This is a genomic window from Chloroflexota bacterium, from assembly GCA_014360805.1.
GTDB lineage: Bacteria > Chloroflexota > Anaerolineae > DTLA01 > DTLA01 > DTLA01.
This window is the reverse complement of the sequence record JACIWU010000006.1, coordinates 47,122-73,051: the sequence shown is the minus strand read 5'-3', so window position 1 is coordinate 73,051 and position 25,930 is coordinate 47,122. Positions and strand designations below refer to the sequence as shown.

Genomic DNA, 25,930 nt, shown 5'->3' with positions numbered 1-25,930 from the left:
CGGCGCACCTCACCCCCAGCCTTCGGCATCCCCGTCGCCGTCGGCAGGGGATGTGGAGCAAATTGGCAATTTGCTCCACGCGGGTGGGGCCGCATCGCCGCGCGGGGCTAAAGCCGCGCTATGGCGGCGAAGGTTGCGTATCCGGTGGCCAGCCCGCAGGGCTTCGCCCGTTCAGTGCAGCATCGGGCGGGCGAGGTCATTCGCGGTTCCCCGTCCTATCCGTCCAACAGATGCGAGACGAGGTCAGCGGTCGTGGCGAGGATCAGGTCCGCGTGCCTCAGGTCGTCCAGCATTCCCAGCCCGCACAGCACCCCCACGGCCTGGGCGCCCGCCGCTTTGGCCGAGCGGATATCCAGCGAGGTGTCGCCCACCATCACCACCTCCGCGGGCGAAAGCCCCAACGCCTCGGCGGCCTTCTGCACAGGTTGCGGGTGCGGCTTCAGCCGCCGCACATCTTCGCGGGCGATGACGACCTCAAACCGCCCGTCAAAGCCGATCTGGCGCAGGAACGCACGCGCCGCCTCCCGATTGCGGGTCGTTACCACGCCCAGGCGATACCGTTCGCCCAGGCGCTCCAGCATGGGGCCGATGTTGTCCACAGGCAGGAACTCCCCGCGTTTGCCCCGCCAGATCACCCGCAGTACATCCCGCAGGGCAAACACCACGCCGTCCAGCCCCACGCGGTCCAGCAAGGTCAGCGCACCGTTGACCCACCCCTCGCCGTTCATGACCACACGGCGGAGAAACGGCTCCGGATTGCGGTCGCGGAACAGCCACGCCACCGGCTTCAGCCGTCGCGCCCAGGCGTGGATGGCGGCGTCGTCGCTATCAATCAGCGTGCCGTCCAGGTCAAAGAGTACCGCCTTCACTACATCCCGCCGTAATGCTCCGATGGGTGGTTCTGGCGCGGTGGGCCTTGGCTCCACCTCGGGGAAAGGCTCCTGGTCCAGCAATTTCCGGTACACGTACCTGCCGATGACCCGGAGCGTGGCCAGTGTCGGCGCGGCCAGGAAGATGCCCAGCACCCCGGCCATGCTCGCGCCCATGAGCACGCCCAAAAGCACCACCAGCGGGTGCAGGTTCAGGCTATAGCCCATGATGCGCGGGACCAGCACGTTGTTCTCCACCTGCTGGATGAGAACGTACAGCCCCGCCACCAGTACCGCGAACCAGAACGGCGTCAGCGGCAGGTAACTGGAGCCGCTCACGAGCGCCACCACAACGGCCGGCACGGCGGCGAGCGTGGGTCCCACGTTGGGGATGAGTTCCAGCACGCCGGCGATGAGGCCCATCAGCAGCGCATAGGGCAGGCCGACAATGGCCATGACCACCGCCACGGCCACGCCCACCACCAGGCACAGGATCAACTGTCCCTGGAAGAACGCCTGCCAGACGCGCACCACCTGCACCAGGAGCAGCCGCATGTCCCGCTGGTAGCGCACGGGGGCCAACCCCATGACCTTCTCGCGGATGTAGGGCGCATCCTTCACGAACCAGAACGCCAGCACCAGGACGAGGACGAACCACGCCAGGCCGGAGGCGACGTTCAGGAGCAGGCTCACGGATGACGTGGCGATTGAGGAGAGCATGGACTGCAACGACGAGGATAGTTGCTCGTACAGTTGGGCCGTCTCAACGGTGAAGCCCGCGATGACGATAGGGCCTTTGAGGAACGAGATGGCCGCATCCAGCATCTGCTGGATGTTCAGGTTGAGCCCCCGCACCTGATCCACCAGCGCGGGGATGATGAGGATGGGCACAAGGGCGATGAGGCCCAGCAGGATGAGCAAGACCAGCAGCGCCGCCAGCGTACGTGGCACGCGCAGCCTGCGGTGCAAAAACGACACGGCGGGGTTCAGCACGTAGGCGAGGATGAGCGCCAGCACTACCGGCGTGAGGATGCGCCGGAACTGGTAGAACGCCACGGCGGTGAGAACGATAATCCCCGCCAATACCCACTGCTTTGTTCTGTCGCTCCACTTCTGCTCGGCCATGCGAACTCACCGAAGGTAGCACAAGCGCCCACCACGGGGCGGGCGCTTGTTGTTCACCGCCTAGTCCACAAACCCGATGGCGTTAGGCGGCCAGTAGGAAAGCCAGGCATGCCCCAGGATGTTTTCCAGCGGCACCGGCCCAAAGGCACGCGAATCGTTGCTGTAGCCTCGGTTGTCGCCGAGGACGAACACATGCCCTTCGGGCACCGTGAGCGGGGCCATCTGGCCCGCCGTGGGCTGCGCCAGGTAAGGCTCGTCCAGCGGCTGGCCGTCTATCCAGACCGCGCCATCGCGGATTTCCACCGTCTCGCCCGGAAGCGCGATCACGCGCTTGATAAGCAACTCCGACGGGTCGCGGGGCAACTTGAGCACCACCACGTCCCCTCGCCGCGGCAGGTGGAACCGATACGACAGTTTCTCCACCACGATGCGCTGGTCGGTGTGCAGGTTGGGCTCCATGCTCTGGCCGAAGACCCGCGTGGCCTGGGCCAGGAACAGGTTGATGACGAGCGCCAGCAGCACGGCGGGAAGGACCGTCTCCAACAACTCTCGGAACCAGCCCGCCCCGGCGCGCTGCTGCGGCGGTTCGGTTGGCGATTCAGGCAATCCTGGAGCGTCGTCTTCCATCATGGGCCTATCGCCTCTGCGGGGGTCTGCCTCCGCGGCGGTCGCCGCCGGAACGGGGCCGGTCGCCGCCGGGCCTCGGGCCGCCGCTCGGCTTGCGGTCGCGCGCCCTGGCTTCCTCCGCCGTCCAGCCTTCCAGCACGGCCTGCCGCGACAACTTGATCTTGCCGTCCTTGTCTATGTCAATGACCATCACCATGATCTCGTCGCCGACCTTGACCACGTCCTCCACGCTGGGAACGCGGTAATCGGCCAACTGCGAGATGTGCACCAGGCCGTCGGTCCCCGGCAGAATCTCCACGAAGGCGCCGAAGTCCGTCGTGCGGACAACCTTGCCGGTGTAGATTTTGCCGATGGTAGCCTCCTCGGTCAGGGCGCGAACCATGCGTTCGGCCTCCATCCCGCCGGGGCCTTCCAGCGCGGAGATGTACACCGTGCCGTCCTCTTCCACATCTATCTTGGCGCCGGTCTGCTCCTGGATGCTGCGGATGGTCTTGCCGCCCGGGCCGATGAGCGCGCCGATCTTCTCCTGCGGGATCTTCACCATGACGATGCGCGGCGCGAAGGGCGACAGGCTAGAGCGAGGCTTGTCTATGACCTCCAGCATCCTGTCCAGGATGTACATGCGGGCCTCGTGCGCCTGCTGCAGCGCCTGATCCAGGATGTTGTAGTCCAGACCCTTGACCTTGATGTCCATCTGCAAGGCCGTTACGCCCTCGCGGGTGCCGGCCACTTTGAAGTCCATGTCGCCCAGGTGATCTTCCATCCCCAGGATGTCGGTCAGGACTGCGTAGCGGTCGCCCTCCTTGATAAGACCCATGGCGACGCCCGCGACCGGTGCCTTGATGGGGACGCCCGTGTCCATCAGTGCCAGCGTGCTCCCGCACACCGACGCCATGGACGTGGAGCCGTTGGACGAAAGGACTTCGGACACCAGGCGGATGGTGTAGGGGAACCTCTCTTGCGGCGGGATGACGGGCAGCAACGCCCGCTCGGCCAGCGCGCCGTGGCCCACCTCGCGGCGGCCGGGCCCGCGCAACGGTCTCACTTCGCCTGTACTGTAGGGCGGGAAGTTGTAGTGATGCATGTAGCGCTTTGCCCCTACGGTCGCCACCGTGTCCAAAATCTGTTCGTCGGCGCTTGTCCCCAGCGTGGCGATGGTGAGCACTTGTGTCTCGCCCCGCGTGAACAGCCCGGACCCATGAGCGCGAGGCAGCAGGCCGACCTGGCACGAGATGGGGCGGATGTCGCGCAGCCCACGCCCGTCCACGCGGATGCCTTTGTCCAGCACCTGGGCGCGCATGGCGGCCCGCAGGGTCTCCTCAAACACCTCTTTCACATCGGCGGCCCCGAACTGCTCGCCCGCCTTCTCCACCAACTCCGCCGCCAGGTTGTCCAGGGCGGTGTTTCGCTCCTCCTTGGACAGGCCCGCCGTCAGAATCTGGTGGATTCGGTCGCCGATTTGCTCCAGCGTCCATTGGCGCGTCTCCTCGGGCACCGCGTGCAGCGTGAAATCGCGCTTGGGCTTCCCGATGGCCGCGGCCATCTCGTTCTGCATGCGGATCACGTCTTGCATGGCTTCGTGGCCCGCGCGGATCGCATCCAGCATGAGGCTTTCGGGCACTTCGTCGGCCCCCGCTTCCACCATGAGGACCGCGTCGGCGGTACCCGCCAGGCGCAAGTCCATCTCGCTGTTGGCCATCTCGCTGGCGGTGGGGTTGAAGACGAAGCGGCCGTCTATGTAGCCCACGCGTACCGCACCCACCGGCCCCTGGAAGGGAATGTCGGAGATGGTGAGGGCCGCCGACGCGCCGATGATGGACAGGATGTCCAGGTAGTTCTCCTGGTCGGCAGAAAGGGCCGTAACGATGATCTGCACGTCGTTGCGGAATCCCTTGGGGAACAAGGGGCGCAGCGGCCGATCCGTCAATCGGCACAGGAGAATGGCTTCTTCCGAGGGCCTGCCCTCTCGCTTGAAGAACCCGCCGGGGATACGTCCTGCGGCGTAGAGCCGCTCCTCATAGTCCACGGTGAGGGGGAAGAAATCCACGCCCTCGCGCGGCTCCTTGGATGCGGTCGCCGTCGCCAAAATCATGGTGTCGCCGCAGCGCACTGTAACCGCGCCGCCGGCCTGCTGGGCGAGCAATCCCGTCTCCACGATGATGTCGTGTTCGCCCACTTTGGCTGTAAATCTGTGTACTGTATTCAATTCTAACCTCCGTAAGTTTCCTGGGTACGGAGGTCAGGGACTGGGGACTATCCCCCACCGAGTGAGAGGTACTCCCCAATTCCTGTACCATCCGCCCCAGGGTGAAATCATATTGTCAGGGTTTCAGCCGTCTTTTCGCTTGAGTTTTGTACACCTCCTGCGCTAGAATGTCAAACGAGTAGATGCTGTGTGGTGCTCATCTACTCGTTTCGCCAAAACGTATAGAGAGATGACCGGCGCCATTTACTTGCGCAAGCCAAGCCGATCCACAATCGCCCGATAGCGATTGACGTCCTTGCGGCTCAGATAGGCCAGGTGGCGACGCCTCTGCCCAACCAGTTTCAGCAGCCCTCGCCTGGAGTGCTCGTCGTGCTTGTGCACCTTCAGGTGCTCAATCAACTGATTGATGCGAGTGGTCAACAGCGCAATCTGCACCTCGGGCGAACCGGTGTCGGCCGGATGCATGTGATATTGCTGGATGATGTTGTCTTTCTCAGACTTCGTGAGCGGCACGCTGTCCTCCTTAACGCTCATGGCTCAAATCAAACCCTTTCTGGCCGCATTATAGCACACTTGAACCGACCGCGCAAATCTGGCAACAGGGCGGTAGTGCCCGTGCCCTTCTCGGTGGAAACGAGGAGGGCAGGTTCCCACACCTGCCCCCTCCCTCCGGCGGCCATGGAAAGCCGCCCTACGTATCCATTCCCCATTCGTGCGCATTCGCGTTATTCGTGGATGGCAACCGTAGGGGCAGGTTTCCATACCTGTCCCTTCCGGCGGCTATGGAAAGCCGCCCTACGGGTCTACACCTATTCCCCATTCGTGCGGATTCGTGTTATTCGTGGATAGCGCGCGTGCGGGCCTTCCGGACGCCTACCAGGATCACGGCCAGCGCCCCGGCCACCACGATACCCAACAGGCCCGATCCGGTCTTCGGCACCGACTTGGACGGCGCGGCGACCGGCGTGGCGGTCGGCTCCGGCGCAGGCGGCTGCGTCGGCTGCGGCGCGGGCGGCTGCGTGGGCTGTGGCGCGATGGTCGGCACGCTCGTGGCGGTCGGCGGGACAGCCGTCGCCGTGGCCGTGGGCGGCACAGGTGTGGCCGTTGCCGTGGGCGGGACGGGTGTCGCCGTTGGGGCCTCGGGCGTGAACGTCGGCGTGGACGTGAACCCCAACGCCAGCGCCGTGCCCGCAGGCGGGCTTTCCGGCGCCAGGGCCAACGCCAACAGGCCCATCAACAGCACAAGCCCCGCCAGAGCCAGTCTATTGCGGTTCATGATGTACATCTCCCTTTCCTCCCTAAAGGCACTACCCTGGGGCCAATCTCTAATCTCGCCGAGAGGCAGGTTTCGCGCCCCTGCCCCCTGGCGTTCCCTAACGCACGAACAGCGCAGGGTCGCCAAACAACACAAACGTATCCACCAGGTCGCTGTACCCTGCGTTGTATGCACAAACCGTGCCAATAGCCACCGCGGGACCCAACTGCCGAATCCCCTGCGCAAACACGGCGTCGTAGAACCCCTGCTGCATGACATCGTGGCCCGTCGCCATCCCCCATCCGGTGGAGGACCAACTGGCCACGGTGCCCCCGCCCGCGTGGCGAATCAACTGCTCGGCCAGGCATTCCTGGGTTGGCGACGCCACCGGCAGGTGGAATTGCCCGGTCTGGCAGGTCATCTCCAGGAGCACCGGCAGGCGCGCGCCGTTGGCCAGGGCCGGCACATCGTCCACGTGGAGCAGGCGGTCGGCCACCCACTGGTGCTCGGAGGCATGCCCCATGAAGTTCCAGAACAGCGCGCCCTGGTTGAACTCGGAGAACAGGGCCGCCCTGGCCGCCGCGATTGTGCCGTGAATCCACGGCACGCCGCTGACGCCGGGGTTGTAGTACACGCGGGTTCGCGCGTAGGCAGGGGCCACGATCCCCAGCCACTCGTACATCTCATCGGACGCCTGGATGAAGTTGTTGTAGTTGGGAGCATCGGGCTTGTCCGACACCAGGATAATCTCCCTGTCCCACGTGCCCGCGCCGGGCGCGGTCGGGTACTGGAGAATCTTGTCCACCATGGTCTTCGCCTGGGCCGGCGTCGCGGCGGGCAGCCTGCCGATGTACATGTCGGGGAGCACGTCGTCGCCGTGCACGGCCACATACCGGTGGTCGGTGGCCGTCTCGCCCATGGTCTTGTCCACCGGAGCCAGGAACGGCGGAACCATCTGCCCCGCGCCGAAGCCCTTGTAGTCCAGGAAGTCGTAACTGCCATCGCCCAGCAGGAGCACGTAGGACGGCTTCATGCTCCACTGGTCATAGGCGTACTGCAAGAAGGCGCGAATGGCGCCGGGATCCGCCTGGCCGTAGTTGAACTCGTCGTAGATGTCCTGCACGTACACCACGAGCGGCTGAAGCCCCTGGTCCTGGTGATAGGCCACAAGGCGATTGGCCTCGGCAGCCAGCGATGGGTCGGTGAGGATGAGATAGTCCGCGCCCAGGGCCGGCGAGCGCCAGTTCGTAACGGGATCGGCCGCGATGGACAGCGGCCGCCTCACCGCGCCGGACGCGCCCACCCAGTATCTCGGCGCCGACGCCTCATTCCCCTGGAACGCCACGCCGTACACCGTCGCAGCCGCCTGGGCCGATGCGTCCTCCTGGCCCGCGGCGACGCCGACTTCCGCCGCGCCTGCGCCGCTCCGCTTCCAGACCGACGGCAGCCGCACCCAGCGAACCGTCTCGGTCGGGATGCCGGTGATCTGCACGGGATTACGCGAGTCCGAAACGTCGTATACCGACACATCCCCCTCGGCGAAGCCGGTGATCCAGTAGCGGGCCGGTCCTGCCTGCCCCCTGAACGCGAGGGACCGGCCGTCGGCGGCCACATTGCGCGCGCTGTACTCCACGCTGAAGAAATCCAGCCACACGTAGTCCAACGTCGCGCCACGGTCCTTGCTGGAGAGGGTCAGCGTGTTGGCCCCCAGGCGCAGCGCCGTTGTCGGGACGAGGAACGAGAGCGACCGATACTCCTCGCCTGCCCACTGCCGGCTGCCCAGCGAAAGGCCGTTGAACGTGAAGTTCAATTCGTGCAAGTTGGCGTCGCGCCCCTGAAGCCCAACGCGCAGGACCGCGTTGGCGACTCCGGCGGGCGGCTCGGTCAACTGGAGCGCGTAGGAGCGCGGCGTGTACGGCGCAACGTCCAGCCAGTGAAGGGTATCCCAGAACCAGTGATCGCCCTTGGGCGAGGCGTACTTGCTATCATATTCCAGCGACCGCTCGGCGACGGCCGTAACCGTATGCGTCGGGGCGTAGGGCGTCGCCGGGCTGACGGCCCCACTCTTCGTCTGCATCCGCTTCCCATCCGCCGCGCCGAAACTCAACCAGTACGTGCCGGTGTTCGTGTATCGGCTGCTCGGCACAACTGCGTAGAACAGGATGCGGTCGCTCGGGTTGAAGATGTGGTCTTCCTGCCCGACAACCTGGATGGCCACTTCCTGGCCCATGAAGCACATGGTGAGCCGCGCGGGGTCCACCGAGGTAACGGGGAAGCCCGCCCCTACCAGGTCCGCGTAGGTAATCTCGTGCAGGCCCTCGGCGCCGACGATGACCTTGTACTGCGGGCCGATGCCGCAGATAGGCCCGGTCTGCGCCGCGACGGTGGAAGGTTCGCGCGAACGCCATGCCTTCGCCTGTTCATAGTTGAGGATGGCGGCGCGGAGCACCGGCTCAAAGTAGCCGTCCTGCTCGCCGTCGCACGCCGCCAGGTCGGCGCCGACCAAGTGCACGCGCACCCGCATCCGCGCGTACCACTCCAACTGTCCGCTGGCCGCCTGATAACGCACGGGATAAATGCGAAGGGAAAGAAACCGCTGGTCGCGGAGATAGCCGCTGCCGGCCTCTTCCACGACCTCGGCGGGATAGTAGGTGGGAGCGCCGTAGACGCGGGCATCGGGGAGCATCATCTCCTCGTAGGCGAACGCCCCGTCGTCGGCCCGGCCAGCGCGCGCGACGCGAACCGAGGGCGCTGGCGCTACGCGGTATGGCCCCTCCAGAAGCACGCGGTCGGTGCTCTCCAACTGCACCTGCCACGTGGCCCCTGGCGGAATGCCCAGCATGACCGTTTGCACGGGCAGTTGCGGCGCACCCGGCTCCGCAGCCGTCGCAAGCCCGGCCACCCGCACCTCGTGCCAGGTCTCACCCCCAACCTGCACCTCACGCACCGTCGGGCGCGGTGTCAGGATGTCCAACACGATCGTCTCGGCGTCGCCCGAAACCAGACGCACCTCGGGCATCGGCTCCTGCCCCCAGGTGGGTTCGGGGTGCGCCCCCTGCGCCGTAACCGCGCCCAGCAACAGCACCGCTACCAGGCAACCCAGTGCTACCTTCCGATTCATGAGCCTCTCTCCGTCGGGAGCCGCGATGAGAACAAGCCCCAGATGAGCCGCGGGGGCGGACAGCCTCACGCACCGCCGCCCCCGCCGACTGTTCTTATTGTGCTAGCGCCACACGAACGGCAGCCGCGCCGTGTACTTGCGGGCCTCGTCCGGGATGTACGCGTACACGCCGATGGAGCGGAGCATGCGCGCCTGCACGTTGTTGTACAGGTCAATGTCCTCCAGCCAGTAGTAGTACGTGTGGCCGGGTTCCACGCCCGTATCGGTAAACGTGTAGGTCGCGCCGCCGGCCAGACCACGCCCCTGACCCGGAATCAACTCGCTGTTCAAGCGCACCGCCTCGTCAAAGTTGTCCGTCGTGCCGCGGTACACGTTGAACCCGCGGTTGTTGATCTCGGTGGCCGTGCGCCATTCCAGTTCCACCGATGGCCCCACGCGCCGCAGCCGGAAGTACTCCAGCGTGATGCCCGTGGGCGGCGCTACGGTTACCGCCAGCGGAGCGCCGCCCGTGGCCGCGGGCAGTTCCGCCGACCGCACGCCGTAGTCGCTGTTCAGGATCACGGTCCCGACCGGCGTGTCGGGCAGCACCCGCACCGAGAAGACCGCGTAACCCGTGATGCCCGGAGCCATGCTGGCCACGTTCCACCGCACCTCGGTGGCCGTGTGCGAGTGCCCGCCCGAATGCCATTCGGTATTCGCCGGGATGCGGTCGGTGATGACCACCGATGTGGCATAGGCGTTGCCGGTGTTGGTGAAGACGATGGTGTAGGTCAGGATGTCGCCCGCCCGCACCGTCGCCGGCGCCAACTTGGAGACGCGGAACGCCGGGGCGCTCTGCACCGTCGTGGACGCCGTCGCGTTGGCCGTAGCGCCCTGCGCGTCGGCGATGGTGGCGCGGTTCACCAGCACCGTGCCGTTGGGCAGCGGCGAGTTCACCCGCACCACGACACTCACACTGCCTGTGGCGGGCGGCGCCAGGTTGCCCAGGTCCCAGGTGATCTGGTTGCCGCTCTGCACGCCACCGCCGCTGATGCTCTGCACCACTACGTTGGCAGGCAGCGTATCCGTGAGCACCACGCCGTTGGCAGGCTCGTTCCCCATGACCTGGTACTGCACCGTGTAGGTCAGAAGCCCGCCGGCCTGCACCGGGTCAGGCGTGTCCAACTTCAGCAGGCTGAGCGTGTGGCTGCTCTGCACCAGGTCGGTGATGCTCGCTTGCACCGGCACGGGCAGCCCGCCATCCCTGGCCTCGGCGGTGTTGACGATGGGCGTGTTGTTGGCCAGCGGGGCCGCCACGCGCACCCGATAGCGCACCGTTACGCTCCCGCCCATCGGGATGGACACGTTGCTCGCCAGCGTGGGCGGCGTGAACCCAGGCGTGCCCGCGCCGGGCGGATCCAGCGTGATGCTGCCGGGCACGAAGGTCGTGTTGGCCGGCACCGTGTCCGAAATCGTCAGGCCCGACACGATGCCATCGCCGATGTTCTCCACCGTTACGGTGTACTGAATCTCCGCGCCGGGCTGCACCAACCCGCCCGCCGACGACTGCTTGTTCACCCGCACGTTGATCTGCTGGCGCAGCGTGTTGCTGGCCGTTGCGGTGTTGTTGCCGTAGTTCCGCTCGGCGGTGCTCGTGCCGATGACCGCCACGTTGGTGAGCGTGCGCTCGGTTTCGCCCGTGGGGTCCACCGTCGCCGTGAACACCAGCGTGCCGCTGGCGCCCGCCGGCAGCGTGCCCACCGACCAGATGAAGTCCTGGCCCACCTGCGACGGCCCGACCACGCCCGGCTCCGCGTGCACCACGCCGCCGAACGTCAGGCCCGAGGGCAGCGTGTCGGTGATGCGCACGTTGAGCGCCGCGGCGGGCCCTGCGTTCATGTAGGCGATGGTGTAGGTGAGGACATCGCCCGACTTGACCGTGGCCGGCTCCACCGTCTTGGCGATGCTCACGTCGGTATTCTCCACGAGGGTGGACGCCGAGGCCGTCGCGCCCTTGCCCTGATCGTCCAGGGCGCTGGCCCAGTTGAGGATGCTGGTGCCATTGGGCACCGACAGGTCCACCCGCACGGTCAACGTTACCACCGCCGGCTCGCCCGGGTTCACCGTGTTCAGCGTCCAGCGCACCATGCCGGGCTGGCCCACAGGCGGCGACTCCATGGAATCGCCGCCGCTGGCCGAGTGGAACGTCGTGCCGGCGGGGATGCCGTCGGAGACGATGACGTTGGTCGCGGGTTCGTTGCCCGTAGCCTCCACCGTCAGCGTGTAGGTCAGCAATTCGCCCGCCTGCACCGGATCCACCAGGTCCAGCTTCGCCAGCGCCAGGCTGTGGTCGCTGGTTACCAGCGTGGTGTCGGTGGCCGAGGCGCTGCGCCCGTCCTGGTCGCGGAAGTACGCGGTGTTGGCGATTGCCGTACCGCGCGGCAGCGGCGTGTTCACCCGCACCGTGAAGGTTACCTCGCCCGTCGCGGGCGCGGGCAGCGTCCCCAGGTTCCACACCAGCACCCCGCCCACCGGCGTAACGCCGTCGCTCGCGTCCACGAACTCGGTGTTCGCGGGCACGCGGTCGGTGATGACCGCCAGCGGCGCCGGCTCGTCGCCGATGACCTCGTAGGCAATGGCGTAGGTCAGCAGGTCGCCCGCTTGCACCGGCTTGGGCGATGCGGTCTTGCTCAGCGCCAGGATGTGGTCGCTGGCCACGACGTCCGTAACCGTCGCCGAGACCGGCTCAATCCTGTCGGCCGAGACCTCCGCCGTGTTGGTGATGACCGTGCCGTTGGGCAGCGGGCTGTTCACCCGCACCAGATAACTCACCGTTACGGTCTGCCCCGCCGGGACTGTCATGCCGGTTACCACCATCGGCGGGTCGCCAGGCGTGCCGCCGGCCGACGGCGGGTTGACCGACACGCTGTCAAACCACGTTACCTCCGGCGGCAGGGTGTCGCTGATGGCCACGTTGGTGGCGGCGTCGTTGCCCGTGTTGCTGATGGTTACGGTGTAGCGCAGCATGTCCCTGGGCAGCAACTGGCCGCCGTCCACGTCCTCGGACGACTTGTCCACGCTCAGGATCGGCCCGCTCACCACCGTGTCGCAGGTCGCGTCGTCCTTCTCCGATGTGCGCGGGTCGTCTGTGGGCACGGTGGACTCGTTGGTGCCGTCGCCGTCGCCGTCGTAGTACACGGTGCCCTGGTTGCAAATCTGCGTCATGTGGGCCAGCGGCGAATCCAGTTGCACCTGGAAGGTGATGGCCGTCGCCTGGCCGGGGTTGAGCGTGCCATCCCAGCGCAGTTGCGTGTTGGTCGGGTTCAGCGTTACCGAACCCACCGTCCAGCTCGCCGTGCCCACGAGGTAGGTCGTATTGGCCGGGATGTTGTCCAGGAACTCGGGATCCACGTTGTTCACCAGGGCGGCGTTGCCGATGTTGTGCAGGACGATGGTGTATACCAAGATGTCGCCCGGCTCCAGGAACCCGCCGTTCTGGTCAACGGAGATCTTCGTCGCCTGCAGCAGCGGCGCGTAGCCCACGCGGTCCTCGGTCGGGTTGTCGGGTCCAGGCACGCGCGGATCGTCGGTTACCTTGGGCGTGTCGTCCTCGTTGACCTGGCCGTCGCCGTTGCTGTCGTAGAACACCCAGCCCTGGTTGGAGATGACGGTGTTGTTGGGCGTGCCCTCGTCTACCGTAACCGAGAACTGGATGGTTACGGCCCCACCGGCGGGCAGCGCGCCGTCCCATTGGATAGTGGTGCCTTCCACGAACAGCGCGGTCCCGCTCGTGGCCGACAGCGACCCGGGCACGTAGTGCGTGTGCGCCGGCAACTCGTCCTGCAACTCGTGCGCGGGCGAATCGGGCTGATCCATGCTGCCGGTGTTGGTGATGCCGATGGTGTAGCGCAGGGTGTCGCCCGGCTCCAGCAGCCCGCCGTTCAGGTCCTCGGACACCTTCGTGGCGACGATGGTAACGCGGCTCACGACGGTATCCTCGGTCGTGTTGCTGTCCACCGTGGACTCGTTGGAGCCATCGCCGTCGGCGTCGTAGTACGACGTGGCGTGGTTGGCGATGACGGTGCCGTTGGCCAGGCCGTTGTTCACCTGCACGTCAAAGGTTACCTCTATCGGCGTGCCCACGTTCACCGCGCCGTTCCACTCTATGCGGTTCATGCCCGCGTTGTAGATGACCACGCCGCTGGTAGCCGTGGCCGAGCCGGGCACGTAGGTCGTGTTGACTGGGATGACGTCCACCAGTTCGTTGCCCGGGTTATCCGCCTGATTCTGGTTGCCCGCGTTCTCCACCGTCAGGCGATAGCGCAGCACGTCGCCCGGTTGCAAATCGCCGCCGTTCACGTCCTGCGACGCCTTAGTAACCTGCAGCACCGTCGTGCTGTGCACCTGCGTATTGAACGTGGACGACACGGCATCGGGCCACTCGGTGCAGCGCACCCAGCCGGTGTTGGGCAGCGTGGTCCCGTTGGGCAGCGGGCTTGCGACGCGGCCCGTCAACTGCACCACCAGGCTCGCGCCGGGCGGGATCGTGGCACCCGTTACCAGGCTGCCGGGCGACCCGCCGGCCTGCGCCTCGTCGTAGATTTCCACATTGTCCACGTACATCGTGTCCGCCGAGTCCAGCGTCGTGCCGGCGCGGAAGCGAATCCGGGTGGCCGTGGACTTGTACGGAGTGAGATCCACGACGATAGTCGTGTAGTCGGCCTCGTCCAGCGGCCCGAACCAGGTCTGCGCGACTTGCCAGACCGAGCCGTTGTACACGTCCAGGTAGAAGGCCTTGCCCGCCTCCAGCCCCACGATGCGGCGGTCAAACCGCACCCTGGGCTGGTAGAAGTAGTTGATGTTCGCCTGCCGCCAGATGGCGCGGTTGGCGTTCCGCACGCTCAGCCGCAGGCTCCCCAAGTCCCAGACCATGCCGACGTCGCCCGAGGTCGGCAGGCCGTCGTCGTTCTGCTCGTTCCAGTTGCTCGTCCAGTTGACCGTGCCGTCGTTCTCCGAGTAACTGTAGATGGAGAACGTGTCGGCGTAGGTCGCGCCAAGCCTCCAGGTGGAACTGCCCGGCACGTAGGTGATCTGCGGCGGCAGCGTGTCGCTCACCACCACGCCGGTTGCGGTCAGCGTGCCCGAGTTGGTGATGGCGATGGTGTAGGTAACGAGTTCGCCCGCGTCCACCGGCTGCGGCGTGCCGCCCTTGCCGATGAGCAGCGTGGGCGAGTGCACCGTGTCGGTGATGGTATCGGTGAACGGGCCGGGCGCTTGCAGGCTGCTCACGCTGGCCGTGTTCACGATGTCGGTGCCGTCTATGACCGGCCGCATGACCCGCACCTCGTAGGTTACCGTTACGCTCTCGCCGCCGCGCACGGTCATGCCGGTGGCCACGTTGGGCGGCGTGCCCGGGATGCCGCCCGCCGACACGGGCGAGATGCTCACGTTGCCGACCCATGTCGTGTAGGCCGGCAGTTCATCCGTCAGGTTCACATTCGTGGCGTCGGCGTTGCCCGTGTTGCGGATGACCACCTGATACCGCAGCACGTCATAGGGCGCCAGCAACCCGCCGTTCACATCCAGGGAGGTCTTGTCCACCTGGATATTCGGCGCGGAGTGCACCGTGTTCATCATCGTGGCGACGATGGGCGTCGGGAAGTGCTGACTGGTTACCGACGCGCTGTTGACCAGCGTCGTGCCGTTGGGCAGCGGGCTGTTCACTTGCACTTGGAACGTGGCCCGCAGCGTGGTGCGCGGCTGGAGCGTCAGGCCGGTCGCCAGCACCGGCGGCGCGCCGCCCGGCACGCCCGCGTCGTAGATCATCACGTTGTCCACGTACAGGTGATCGTCCACGCTGTTGGACGGGCCGCTGCGGAAGCGGATGCGCGCGCCGCTCACGATGAACGCCGAGAGGTCAAAGGTCTCGGTGTAGTACGCGCCGTCGTCTGCAGGCCCGGTCCAGGTCTGCAGCGGCGTCCACGCCACGCCGTTCCAGATTTCCACGCGGAAGTAGTCGCTCGGCCCATCCAGGCTCACCAACTTGCGATCAAACCGCAGGGTGGGCTTCAGGAACGGCATCAGGTCGGCCTGCCGCCATGCGTACTTGCTGGCCCCGCTCACGTGGAGCCTGCGGCTCAGCGATTCGCTGAGGATGCCCACGTCGCCCGCCAGCGGGCCGCCGTCGCCGGGCGATTCCACCCAGTTGCTGGCCCAGGCGTGGGTGCCGGTGCTGCCGCTGTAGGTCATGCTCTCAAAGTCGTCGGCGTAGGTGGTGGTAACCGCCAGCACCGTAGAGCCTGGCACGTAGGCCACCTGGGCGGGCAGCGTGTCGGCCAGCGAGACGTTGCCGGTGGGGTAGCCGCCCGTGTTGGACACGAGGATCGTGTAGGTCAGGACTGCGCCCGCCTCCACCGGGTTCGGCTCGCCAATCTTGGATATCTGGAGCACCGGCGCGTAGGCGGTATCCGTGAGCACGGCGGTGCGCCAGGTCGGATCTTCGGCGCACTGCACCTGCACGCGGTTGACGATGGGCGTCCCGTCCACCACGCCCGCGCTCACCTGCACGCGGTAGGTCAGCGTTACCGACTGCTGCGCCCCCACCGTCATGCCCGATACGATGAGCGGCGGAGCGCCGATGACGCCGCCAGCCGACGCCGGGTCAATCGTTACCGCGTCCTGCCATGTGGTGAAGGCAGGCACGGTGTCGCTCACCACGACGCTGGTCGCATCGGCCTTGCCATCGTTGCGGATGACCACCTGGTACTGCAGCAAGTCGTTTGGACCGAGCGGCGCGCCGTTCAGGTCGCTGGAGGTCTTGGTAACCACCAGCACCGGCCCGCTGACCACCGTCCGCACCGTTGGGTCGTTGATGGCGGGCGTGGTCGGGTCGTCCGTCGGCGCCAGCGACTCATTGCTGCCATCGCCGTCGGCGTCGTAGGCCAGCATGCCCTGGTTGCTGATGACGGTGCCGTTGGGCAGCGGCAGGTCCAGCGTTACGTTCACGCGGAAGGTAACCGCCGTGCCGGCGTTCACGTTGAGGTTGGTGATGCGCAACTCGGGCGAGGTCGCCGCCAGCACCGCGCCGGCGGGCAGGTTCTCCACCGACAGGTAACTGGTGTGCGCCGGGATGGTGTCGGTGAACACCATGTCCACGGCGTTCATGTTGCCCGAGTTGGTGATGGTGATGTCGTAGGCCAGCACGTCGCCGGGTTCCAGCGGCGCGCCGTTCACATCCACCGCATCCTTGGTGATCTCAATCCGCGGCGCGCTGGTAACCGTGTCGGTAATCGGCCCGGCCAGCGCCACCGCCTCGTTGGTCGTCCCGTCGCCGTCCGCGTCGTAGAAGGCGCGGCCCGTGTTCACGATGGCCGTCCCGTTGGGCAGCGGGTTGTCCAACTGCACGGCGAACTTCACTGTTACGGGCACGCCCACCGGCAGGTTGCCGTTCCAGGCGATGCGATTGTACGTGCTGTTGTACGTTACCGAGCCAGAAGACGCCCACTTGCTGCCCGTGATGTAGGTCGTGTTGGCGGGTATGTCATCCAGGAACTCGGCGCCGGGCTTGTCTAGTTGATCCATGTCTCCCACGTTGGTGAAGACCACCGTGTAGGAGATGATCTCGCCGGGGCGCAGCGGCGCGCCGTCCACGTCCACCGAGGTCTTGTGCGCCACCACGAACGGCGCGCTGGTGATGAGGTCAATCACCGGGCTGGCGCGCGTGCCGTCGTTGGTGTTGTCGCCGTCGGTGTCGTAGTTCAGCACCGCCAGGTTGTAGATGGGCGTGCCGTTCACCAGGAGCGGGTTGGTCCGCACCGAGAAAGACACCGTTACCGGCTGGCCCACGTTCACCGCGCCGTCCCACTCTATGCGATTCAAGCCGGCGTTGTACGCGCCCGAACCCGACGTGAAGAACAGACTCCCAGGCACATACGTCGTGTTGGTCGGGATGACGTCCAGCAGTTCAAACCCAGGGTTGTCGTGCTGGTTCATCGTGCCCACGTTGTTGAGGACGATGGTGTAGTTGAGCACCTCATCGGGCCGCAGCGGGTAGCCGCTGGGGTCAAACGAGGTCTTGGTAACCTGCACGTCCGGCGCGCTGGAAATCGTGGACACCAGTTGCGCCAGGACCGGCGTCGGCGTCTGCTGGCTGCTGGCGCCCGCGTGGTTCGTGATGGTGGAGCCGTTGTCCAGCGGGCTGGCGACGTTACCCTGGAACGACACGTTCATCGCCATCCCCGGCCCGATGGACAGGGTATCGGTGAGCACCGGCGGCGCATTACCGGGCACGCCGGTGTCGTAGATGATCACGTTGTCCACGTACAGATGATCATCGGCGGCGTTGGCCGGGCCGCTGCCGAACCGCAGGCGGAAGTTGCTGGCCTTGTAGCCGCTGAGATCCACCACCTCGTGCGTGTAGCCGGACTCATCCGCCGGCCCGTTCCACGAGCGCACGGTCGTCCACGTGCTGCCGTTGTACAGTTCCAGCGTGAAAGTGTCGCCGCTCTCCATGCCCACCAGTTTGCGGTCAAACTCCAGCACCGGGTAGAACATGCTGCGGATGTCGGCCTGGCGGCGGATGGTCTTGCTGGTGCCGCTCACGTGCAGGCGCAAACTCCCGCTCTCGGACACGACGGTGATGTCGCCCGACAGCGGCCCACCGTCGGCGGGCGACTCTGTCCACGCGCCCGCCCAGGGCTGCGTGCCGGTGCTGCCGCTGTAGTCGCCGGAGCCAAAGTCATCGGCGTAGGTGAAGGCGCTGGCGATGAGCGTGGAGCCGGGGATGTACGTAACTTCCGGCGGCAGCGTGTCGGTTACGACCACGTTGGTGGCGGTCGTAGCGCCCGTATTCTGCACGGTGATGATGTACGTTACCACCCCGCCCGCCACAATGGGCGACGAATCCGCAGCCTTGGAGATGGCCAGCGCCGCCGTGTGCACCGTGTCCGTTACCGTGGTGGTCAGGGCGGCCGGGATGTCCGGGCTGCTGATGGTGGCCGTGTTGGTGATGACCGTGCCCTCGGCCAGCGGCGCGTTCACCTGCACGTCATAGGTAACCGTTACCGTGGAGCCGCCCGGCACCGACAGGCCGGTGAGCACGTTGGGCGGCGAGCCGGCCACCCCGCCCGGCGGCGTAACCGTTACGTTGTCCTGCCAGGTGGTGTTGGCCGGCAGCGGGTCCACGATGCTCGTGTTCGTGGCGATGCCCGCTCCGGTGGCCGTCAGCACCACCTGGTACCGCAGCGTGTCGCCGGGGGTTACATCGCCGCCATTCAGGTCAATGCTCGTCTTCGTGGCGGCCAAACTCACGCTGCTGTCCACGGTGCTCGTGGCCGTTACGTACTGCGGCACGGGCAGTTCGTAGCAGTACACGCCGGCCTCGTTGACGATGGACAGGCCGTTGGTCAGCGGCGACGTAGCCGTTACGTTGAACGTGAGCGTGATCGCCTCGCCCGCATTCAGCATGTAGCCCGACAGGAGGTTGGGCGGCGGGTCAATGGGCGTGCCCGCGTCGTACACGCGCACGTTGTCCACGTACAGGTAATCGCCGCTGTCGTTCGCGCTGCTCACCCAGAAGCGGATGCGCAGGTCGGCGCTCGCGTAGCCGCTGATGTCAAAGTCTCGGGTCGTGTAGCCCGCCTCACTGAGCGGGCCGCTCCATGTGTAGACGATCTGCCATGCGGCGCCATCGTACACATCAAAGCGGAAGGTGTCGCCCGCCTCAAGACTTACGGCCCGAGCGTCAAACGCTACATGCGGCGCGGTGAACGGGAGCACATCCCCCACGTTGCGGCGGATGTACATGGCGCTAGTCCCGTTGCCGTTCAGCCGCAGCCGCCTGCTGCCCAAGTTGGAAATCAGAAGGATGTTCCCTGACGAGGATGAGGCATCATCCCCCGACTCCACCCAGTTGCTGGCGAAGTCGGTATTGCCGGTGTTGCCGCTGTAGGTGTTGGACTCAAAGTCGTCGGCGTAAACGGTGGGCACCTTCAGGCCCGCGCTGTCGGGCACGTAGGTTACGTAGGGCGCAAGGGTGTCCACCACGCTCAAGTCATTGGCGGCCACGGGGCCCGTGTTCGTGATGTAAATCGTGTAGGTCATCAGCGAGCCGGGGGTTACCGTCATCGGTTCGCTGACCTTGCTGATGTCAAACACCGGCGCGGAGACCGTCCGCGAGACCTGGTTGCTGAGCACGGGCGTGGGCGCGCCCAACGCCGAAACGTCGGCGCGGTTGCGGATGATCGTCCCGTTGGGCGTCGGGCGGTTCACCGTTACGTCAAAGGTTACCGTAACCGGCGTGCCCACCGGCACCGTGAGGTCGGTTACGATGTTGGGCGGCGTGCCGGGCGTCCCGCCGGCCGACGGCGGGTTGATGGTGATGTTGTCGGCCCAGGTGGTGTTGGCCGGCAGCGTGTCGCTGATGACCGTCTGCTCCGCGGGCGCGTTGCCCGTGTTGTTGATGGTCAGGGTGTAGCGCAGCGTGTCGCCGGGCACCAGCGGCGCGCCGTTCACGTCTGTCGCCGACTTACTGATGGCCAGCACAGGCGCGCTGGTAACCGGGTCTACCACCTCGTTGGACTGCCGCAGCGACTCCATGGAGCCGTTGCCGTCGGCGTCGTACAGGATGTAGGCGCGGTTGACGATGGACGTGCCCACGGGGATCACGCTGTCCAGCGTAACGCGGAAGCGGAACTGGGCCGAAGCCCCCGCCGCCAGGTCAATACCCTCAATGCGCAGCACCGGACTGGTGGAGACCAGCGTCCCGCCGCCAGGAACGGCGCCCGCAATCGCGAACGTCGTGTTCGCGGGGATGGTGTCGGTGAGCACCATGTCCACCGCGTCCATGTCGCCGGTGTTGGTGAAGTTGATGGTGTAGCGCAGTTCATCGCCGGGCTGCAGCGGCGCGCCTCCGGTCATGTCCTCGGAGTACTTCGTTATCTCTATCACGGCGGCGCTGGTAACCGTGTCCGTCACGGTATTGGTGTAAGCAAGGGTGTCCGAAGCGTCGTAGTCGCCATCGCCATCGCTATCGTAGCGGCACTCGCCCTGGTTCACGATGTCCGTCCCGTTGGGCAGCGGCGTGTTCAACTGGATGGCGAAGGTCAGGGTTACCGGCTGGCCCACTAGCAGGTCGCCGTCCCAGCGGACGCGGTCGGTAGCGAACGTGATGGTGCCGCTGGAGGCCGTGTGCGAACCGGCCACATAGGTGGCATTCGCGAGCGGCAGGATGTCCACGAATTCGTGGTGGCCCAGGTTCAGGTAGTCCATCGTCCCGACATTGGTCAAGACGACGGTGTAACTGAGGATGTCGCCGGGGCGCAGCGGGTAGCCGTTCACGTCCAGCGACGACTTGTGCGCAACCACAAACGGCGCGCTTACTACCGTGAAGTTCGCCGACGACGTTACGGTTGTCTCGTTGACGCCGTCGCCGTCGCCGTCATAGGTGAAGTAGGCGGTATTCTGGATGCTGGTGCCGTTGTTCAGCGGCAGGTTCACGTCGGCGCTGTAGGTAATGGTAACCGGCTGGCCCACGTTGACCGGGCCGTTCCACTCAATGCGGTGCTCGCCGGAATTGTACGTCGCCGTCCCCGACGTGGACGCCAGGGTGCCCGGCACCAGCGTTACGTTGGGCGACAGGACATCCCAGAACTCGTCGTACGCGTTGTCGCCCTGGTTCATGTCGCCGGTATTCCACAGCACCACCTGGAAGTCCAGGCGGTCTCCGGGCACCACATTGCCGCCGTTCACGTCCGTGCCTATCTTGGCCACGTTGCCGATGGGCGCGCTGGTAACCGTATTCGTTACCGTCGCCGTGATGGGCGACAGGCGGTCGGCGCTCACAGTCGCGGTATTGGTAATCAGCGTGCCGTTGTCCAGCGGCGTGTCCAGTTGCACGGCCATCGTCAGCGTAACCGACGTCTGCGCCGTGATCACCATGCCCGACACCAGATTCGGCGGCGCGCCCAGCGTCCCGCCTGCCGACGCCGGCTCGCGAGTAACGCTGCCGGGCACGAAGGTGGTGTTCGCCGGTACGGGGTCGGTTACCGCGACGTTGACCGCGTTCTCGGTGCCGGTGTTGGTGATGATCAGTGTGTAACTCAGCACATCGCCCGGGCGCAGATTGCCCCCGTCCATGTCCTGGGCGGTTTTGGTCACCACCAGCGACGGCGCCGAGGTTACCGTGTCCTGCGTCGGGTCGTTCAGGGCGGGCGTGCGCGGGTCGTCGGTGGGGATCATCTCGTAGGTGCCCAGGCCGTCGCGGTCGTAGCGCACGTAGCCCTGGTTGCTGATGACCGTGCCATCCCACAGCGGCAGGTTCACCCGCACGCGGAACTGAATCGTAACGCTGCCGCCATTGGCCGGGATGGAGATGTTGGAGATTTTCACCTGCGACGAGGTGCTCTCGTTGACCGCGCCGCCCGGAATGGTGGGCACGTCCAGGAACGTCGTATTCGCGGGCACCGAGTCGGTGAAGACCGCGCCCGCAACAGGACGGTTGCCCGTGTTGGTGATGATGACGGTGTAGCGGATGACGTCGTTCGGTTCCAGCGGCGCTCCGCCCGTCATATCCTCGGATATCTTGGTCGCGTACAGCGAGGACAGATAGTAAATCGTGTCCTGGGTCATGTTGGTCGTAACGACAACATCATTGGCATCCCAGTCGCCGTCGGCGTCGCTGTCGTAGCGGATTTCGGCGGCGTTGGTAACCACCGTGCCGTGGCTGAGGACGCCCACGTCCATCGCCCACGTGAGCGTGAGCGGCACGCCCACGGTGATGGGGCCTGTCCACTTCACCGACGTTCCGTCAATGCCCCACGTCCCCCAAGGCTGGGTCGCTGTCCCAGGCTTGTAGGTGAGCCCCGGGAAGATGGGGTCGTAGAACTCAAAGTGCGACGGAATGTCCGGCTGATCCATGTTGCCGATGTTGGTGATGACGACGGTGTAACTGATGACGTCGCCAGGCTCAAACACGCCGCCGTTCAGGTCCAGCGAGGTCTTGTGCGCCACCATCAGCGGCGCGCTCAGCACCGTGCCCGAGGCGTAGGGCGTGTAAGTGGTGCGGTTGTTGGCCTTGTCGCCGTCATCGTCCCAGTACAGCCGCCCGCGGTTCTGGATGACCGTGCCGTTGGGGATGGCGTTATCCAGCAGCACGTCAAACACGATGGTAACCGGCTGGTCCACCGGCAGCGGGCCGTTCCACAGGACGCGCCGGTTCACGCTGTCGTAGGTGGCCGTGCCCGACGAGGCAAACAGGGTCCCGCTCACGAACGACGTGTACGTGGGCAGGGCGTCGCGAATCTCGTTGCCCGAGTAGTCGCCCTGGTCCATGGTGCCGGTGTTGGTTACGATGAGGGTGTAGCGCACCTGGTCGCCGGGGCGCAGCGGCGCGCCGTTCAGGTCCTGCATGGTCTTCACGCCTGCCACCGCCGGCGCGCTCGCAACGGTGAAGGTTGCAGGCGCGCTGGCAACGGGCGTTGCGTTCTCGGCGCACCAGACGCCCGCCGTGTTGGTGATGACGGTGCCGTTGTCCAGCGGGCGCGCCAGGGTGGCCCGGAAGGTAACCGTAATCGGCTGGCCCACGGGCGCACTGATGCCCGTGGCGATCTGCGGCGGCGTCCCGGCCGTCCCGCCTGCCGAGGCCGGCGCAATCGTTACGCTGCCCGGCACGAAGGTGAGTTGCGGCGGCAGCGTGTCGCTCACGACGACGCCTGTGGCGGGGGCATCGCCCGTGTTCGTCAGGACGATGGTATACGTTACCGGCTGGCCGGGCACAATCGTTGCGCTGTGCGCCTGCTTGGTCAGCGTGAACTGCGGCGAACTGGTTACCGCGTCGGAGACGAGATTGGACTGCGCCAGCGTGTCGTTGCCGCCCACGCCGTCGCTGTCGTAGAGGATGTAGGCGCGGTTGGTGATGGACGTGCCCACCGTGATGACGCTGTCCAGGTTCACGCGGAACGCGAACGACGCCGAAGCCCCCGCCGCCAGGTCAATACCCTCAATGCGCAGCACCGGACTGGTGGAGACCAGCGTCCCGCCGCCAGGAACGGCGCCCGCAATCGCGAACGTCGTGTTCGCGGGGATGGTGTCGGTCAGCACCATGTCCACCGCGTCCATGTCGCCCGTGTTGGTGAAGACGATCTCGTAGCGCAACTGGTCGCCGGGCTGCAGCGGCGCGCCTCCGGTCATGTCCGCCGAGGTCTTCGTAACCACGATGTTGGGCGAGGCCGTGATCGTGCTGACGACGGCATTGGTCTGCGCGGGGATGTCCAGCCCGTCGTAGTCGCCGTCGCCGTCGCTGTCGTAACGCACCTCGCCAGTGTTGGTGATGGTCAGGCCGTTGGTCAGTGGGGTGCTCAACTGAATGGCGAACGACAGCGTAACCGGCTGGCCCACCAGCAGGTCGCCGTTCCAGCGGACGCGGTCGGTCCCGAAAGTGATAGTGCCACTAGACGCCGTATGCGAACCCGCCACATACGAGGCGTAGGTGAGGGGCAGGATGTCCACGAACTCGTTGTGCCCCAGGTTGTAGTAGTTCATGGTGCCCACGTTGGTCATCACGACGGTGTAACTTAGCACGTCGCCCGGGCGCAGCGGCGCGCCGCCCGTCATGTCCTGGGCCGACTTGGTCGCCACCACGTAGGGCGCGCTGACGACGGTATTCGTAACCGGCGACGAGACCTGCCAGGTCGCGTCCTCGGTGCAGCGAGTCGCGGCGGTGTTGGTGATCACCGTGCCGTTCTGCAGGGGCTTGTCCACCTTGACGTCAAACTGCACGGTTACCGAGCCGCCCATGCCAGGCACAGAGATCCCCGTGGCGATGTTGGGCGGGGTTCCCGGCGTGCCGCCTGCAGAAGACGGCGAAATCACCACGCTGCCGGGCACAAACGTTGTGTTCGCAGGCAGCGTGTCGCTCACCACCGTGCCCGTGGCGTTGCCGTTGCCCGAGTTGGTCAGCGTGATGACGTAGCGCAGCGTGTCGTCGGGGTTCAGCGGCGGCGTGCCCACAATCTGCGAGGACTTGGTGATGGTCAGCGAGGGGCTGCTGTGCACGGTCGTGTACGCCGACGCCGAAACCGGCGTGATGATCTGCGTGCACGTTACCGAGGCCGTATTGGTTATGGTCAGGCCGTTGGTCAGCGGGGCCTGCGACTGCACCTCAAACGTAACGGTAACCGCCTGGCCGGGGGCCAGGGTGTGGCCGGTCAAAATCCACGGCGGCGCGCCCACGCCCGCAATCTCAATGCTCGGGGCGAGCCGCGCGCGCACCAGGCTCGCGTGCTCCGAGTCCCACAGCGTGGCGCGTGGCCCGATTGAAGGCGCGCCCTCAGGCAAGAACCCGGTCAACTGCACGCTCCCGCCCACGTAGGACGTGTTCGCCGGCACCGGGTCGTAGATGGACACATTGTTGGCCGTCGTGGTGCCGGTGTTGGTAACCCGCACCGTGTAGGTGATGCGCTCGCCCGCTTCTACGACAGCGGGAACGGCCTGCTTGGTGATCGCCAGGATCGGCGCTTGGAGCACGTCGGTAACCTGGGCCGTCGCCAGCACAACAGCGCCGCTCTTCACGGTGGCGGTGTTCGTCATGAGGGTGCCGCCAGACAGGGGCTGCAGGACCACGGCCGACAGGCGCACCACCTTCGCCGCGCCCGCTTCCACCACCAGGCTGGTCGTCATAACCGGCGGCGCTGCCAGGGCGGTGCCCTTGTCGTAAATCTCCACATCGTCCACGTACATGACATCGCCGGTGCTCACGGACGAGCCCGTGCGGAACCGAATCGCAAGATTGGAGGCCTTATAGGGGGTGAGGTTCACTTCCTCGGCAACGTAAACATCCTGCGTGGAGCCTACGCTCCAGGACATGACGGCATTGTGCCACACTCCGCCATCGTACACGTCCAGGTAGAACCAGTCGTTCGTCTCCACCGACCACAACTTGCGGATAAAGCGCAGCGTGGGCTGGATCATGGTGGAGGTGTCAGCGGGGCGTTCCACGGACTTGTTGGCGGCGCGCATGCGCAGGCGATAACTTCCAGCGTCATTCTCAATCACGAGGTCGCCGATGTGGGGGCCGATGGCATCGTTGGTCTCCACCCACGGCCCGGCCCAGTTGGCCGTACCGGTGTTGTTGGACCAACTGACCACGCCGAAGTCGTCGGCATACGTCAGAGGCGAGGCGGCCACGGCGCTGCCGCCGATGTACTGCACCTGCGACGGCAGGTCATCGCGCACCTCCAGCGTAACGGGCCCCGGGTCGGTGTTCGTGATCCAGATAGTGTACTGGATGACCTGGCCCGGCACAGCCGTTCCGCCAGCATCGGAGGTCTTCACCAGCAGGATGCCGGGCGCCGCATGGGCGGGCCACACCGCCAACCCCATCCCGACCGCCAGCGCAAGCGCTACGAGTACAACCACGCCCAACCATGTTGCCTTCCTCATGACAGGCCTCCTTGTACGCACTGGTCTGCGCATAGGGCAAAACGAAGCCGCAGCGCTTTCCGCCGGACTTCCCGCCCATGCACGAACTCGCGCCTTCGTGCCTCGGCGCTTTCTTCGGTTGTTATCGTTTTTGTGGAAACAAGCGGCGGGGTGCCACCTTCTCGCCCATGCGCCAACCGCCTCTCTCGCGCCGAAAGGCAGCCGGCCCAGCCGCATGGTGCGACAAGGCCCCAGAGCATCAGACTCCTCGTTACATTATGTATTATACAACCTTTTTCTAGCACTTGTCAATAACCTTGTCAACTTGCCCG

General features: G+C 66.0%; 7 protein-coding genes. All 7 read right to left on the bottom strand.

Annotated features, from left to right (window positions below):
- Nucleotides 1-215: 215 nt before the first annotated feature.
- The gene (locus tag H5T65_02085) at nucleotides 216-1,994 is read right to left on the bottom strand and encodes an AI-2E family transporter (protein ID MBC7258018.1); all 1,779 of its coding nucleotides are present in this window, start codon (nucleotides 1,992-1,994) and stop codon (nucleotides 216-218) included.
- Between the two features lie 60 nt (nucleotides 1,995-2,054).
- Nucleotides 2,055-2,621 carry a signal peptidase I gene (gene lepB, locus H5T65_02080; protein MBC7258017.1) on the bottom strand — a complete coding sequence of 189 codons (567 nt, stop codon included), beginning with the start codon at nucleotides 2,619-2,621 and terminating at the stop codon, nucleotides 2,055-2,057.
- A 7-nt stretch (nucleotides 2,622-2,628) separates the two neighbouring features.
- Nucleotides 2,629-4,797, bottom strand: coding sequence for a polyribonucleotide nucleotidyltransferase (locus H5T65_02075; protein MBC7258016.1), 2,169 nt, complete (start codon nucleotides 4,795-4,797; stop codon nucleotides 2,629-2,631).
- Between the two features lie 273 nt (nucleotides 4,798-5,070).
- The gene (rpsO, locus tag H5T65_02070) at nucleotides 5,071-5,340 is read right to left on the bottom strand and encodes a 30S ribosomal protein S15 (GenBank protein ID MBC7258015.1); all 270 of its coding nucleotides are present in this window, start codon (nucleotides 5,338-5,340) and stop codon (nucleotides 5,071-5,073) included.
- Nucleotides 5,341-5,662: 322 nt separating this feature from the next.
- A complete protein-coding gene (locus H5T65_02065; protein MBC7258014.1) occupies nucleotides 5,663-6,103 on the bottom strand; it encodes a hypothetical protein in 441 nt (146 codons plus the stop codon).
- Between the two features lie 97 nt (nucleotides 6,104-6,200).
- The gene (locus H5T65_02060) at nucleotides 6,201-9,203 is read right to left on the bottom strand and encodes a hypothetical protein (protein MBC7258013.1); all 3,003 of its coding nucleotides are present in this window, start codon (nucleotides 9,201-9,203) and stop codon (nucleotides 6,201-6,203) included.
- Nucleotides 9,204-9,305: 102 nt separating this feature from the next.
- Entirely contained in the window at nucleotides 9,306-25,619 is a 16,314-nt protein-coding gene (locus H5T65_02055) for a DUF11 domain-containing protein (protein MBC7258012.1), read from the bottom strand.
- Between the last annotated feature and the right edge of the window lie 311 nt (nucleotides 25,620-25,930).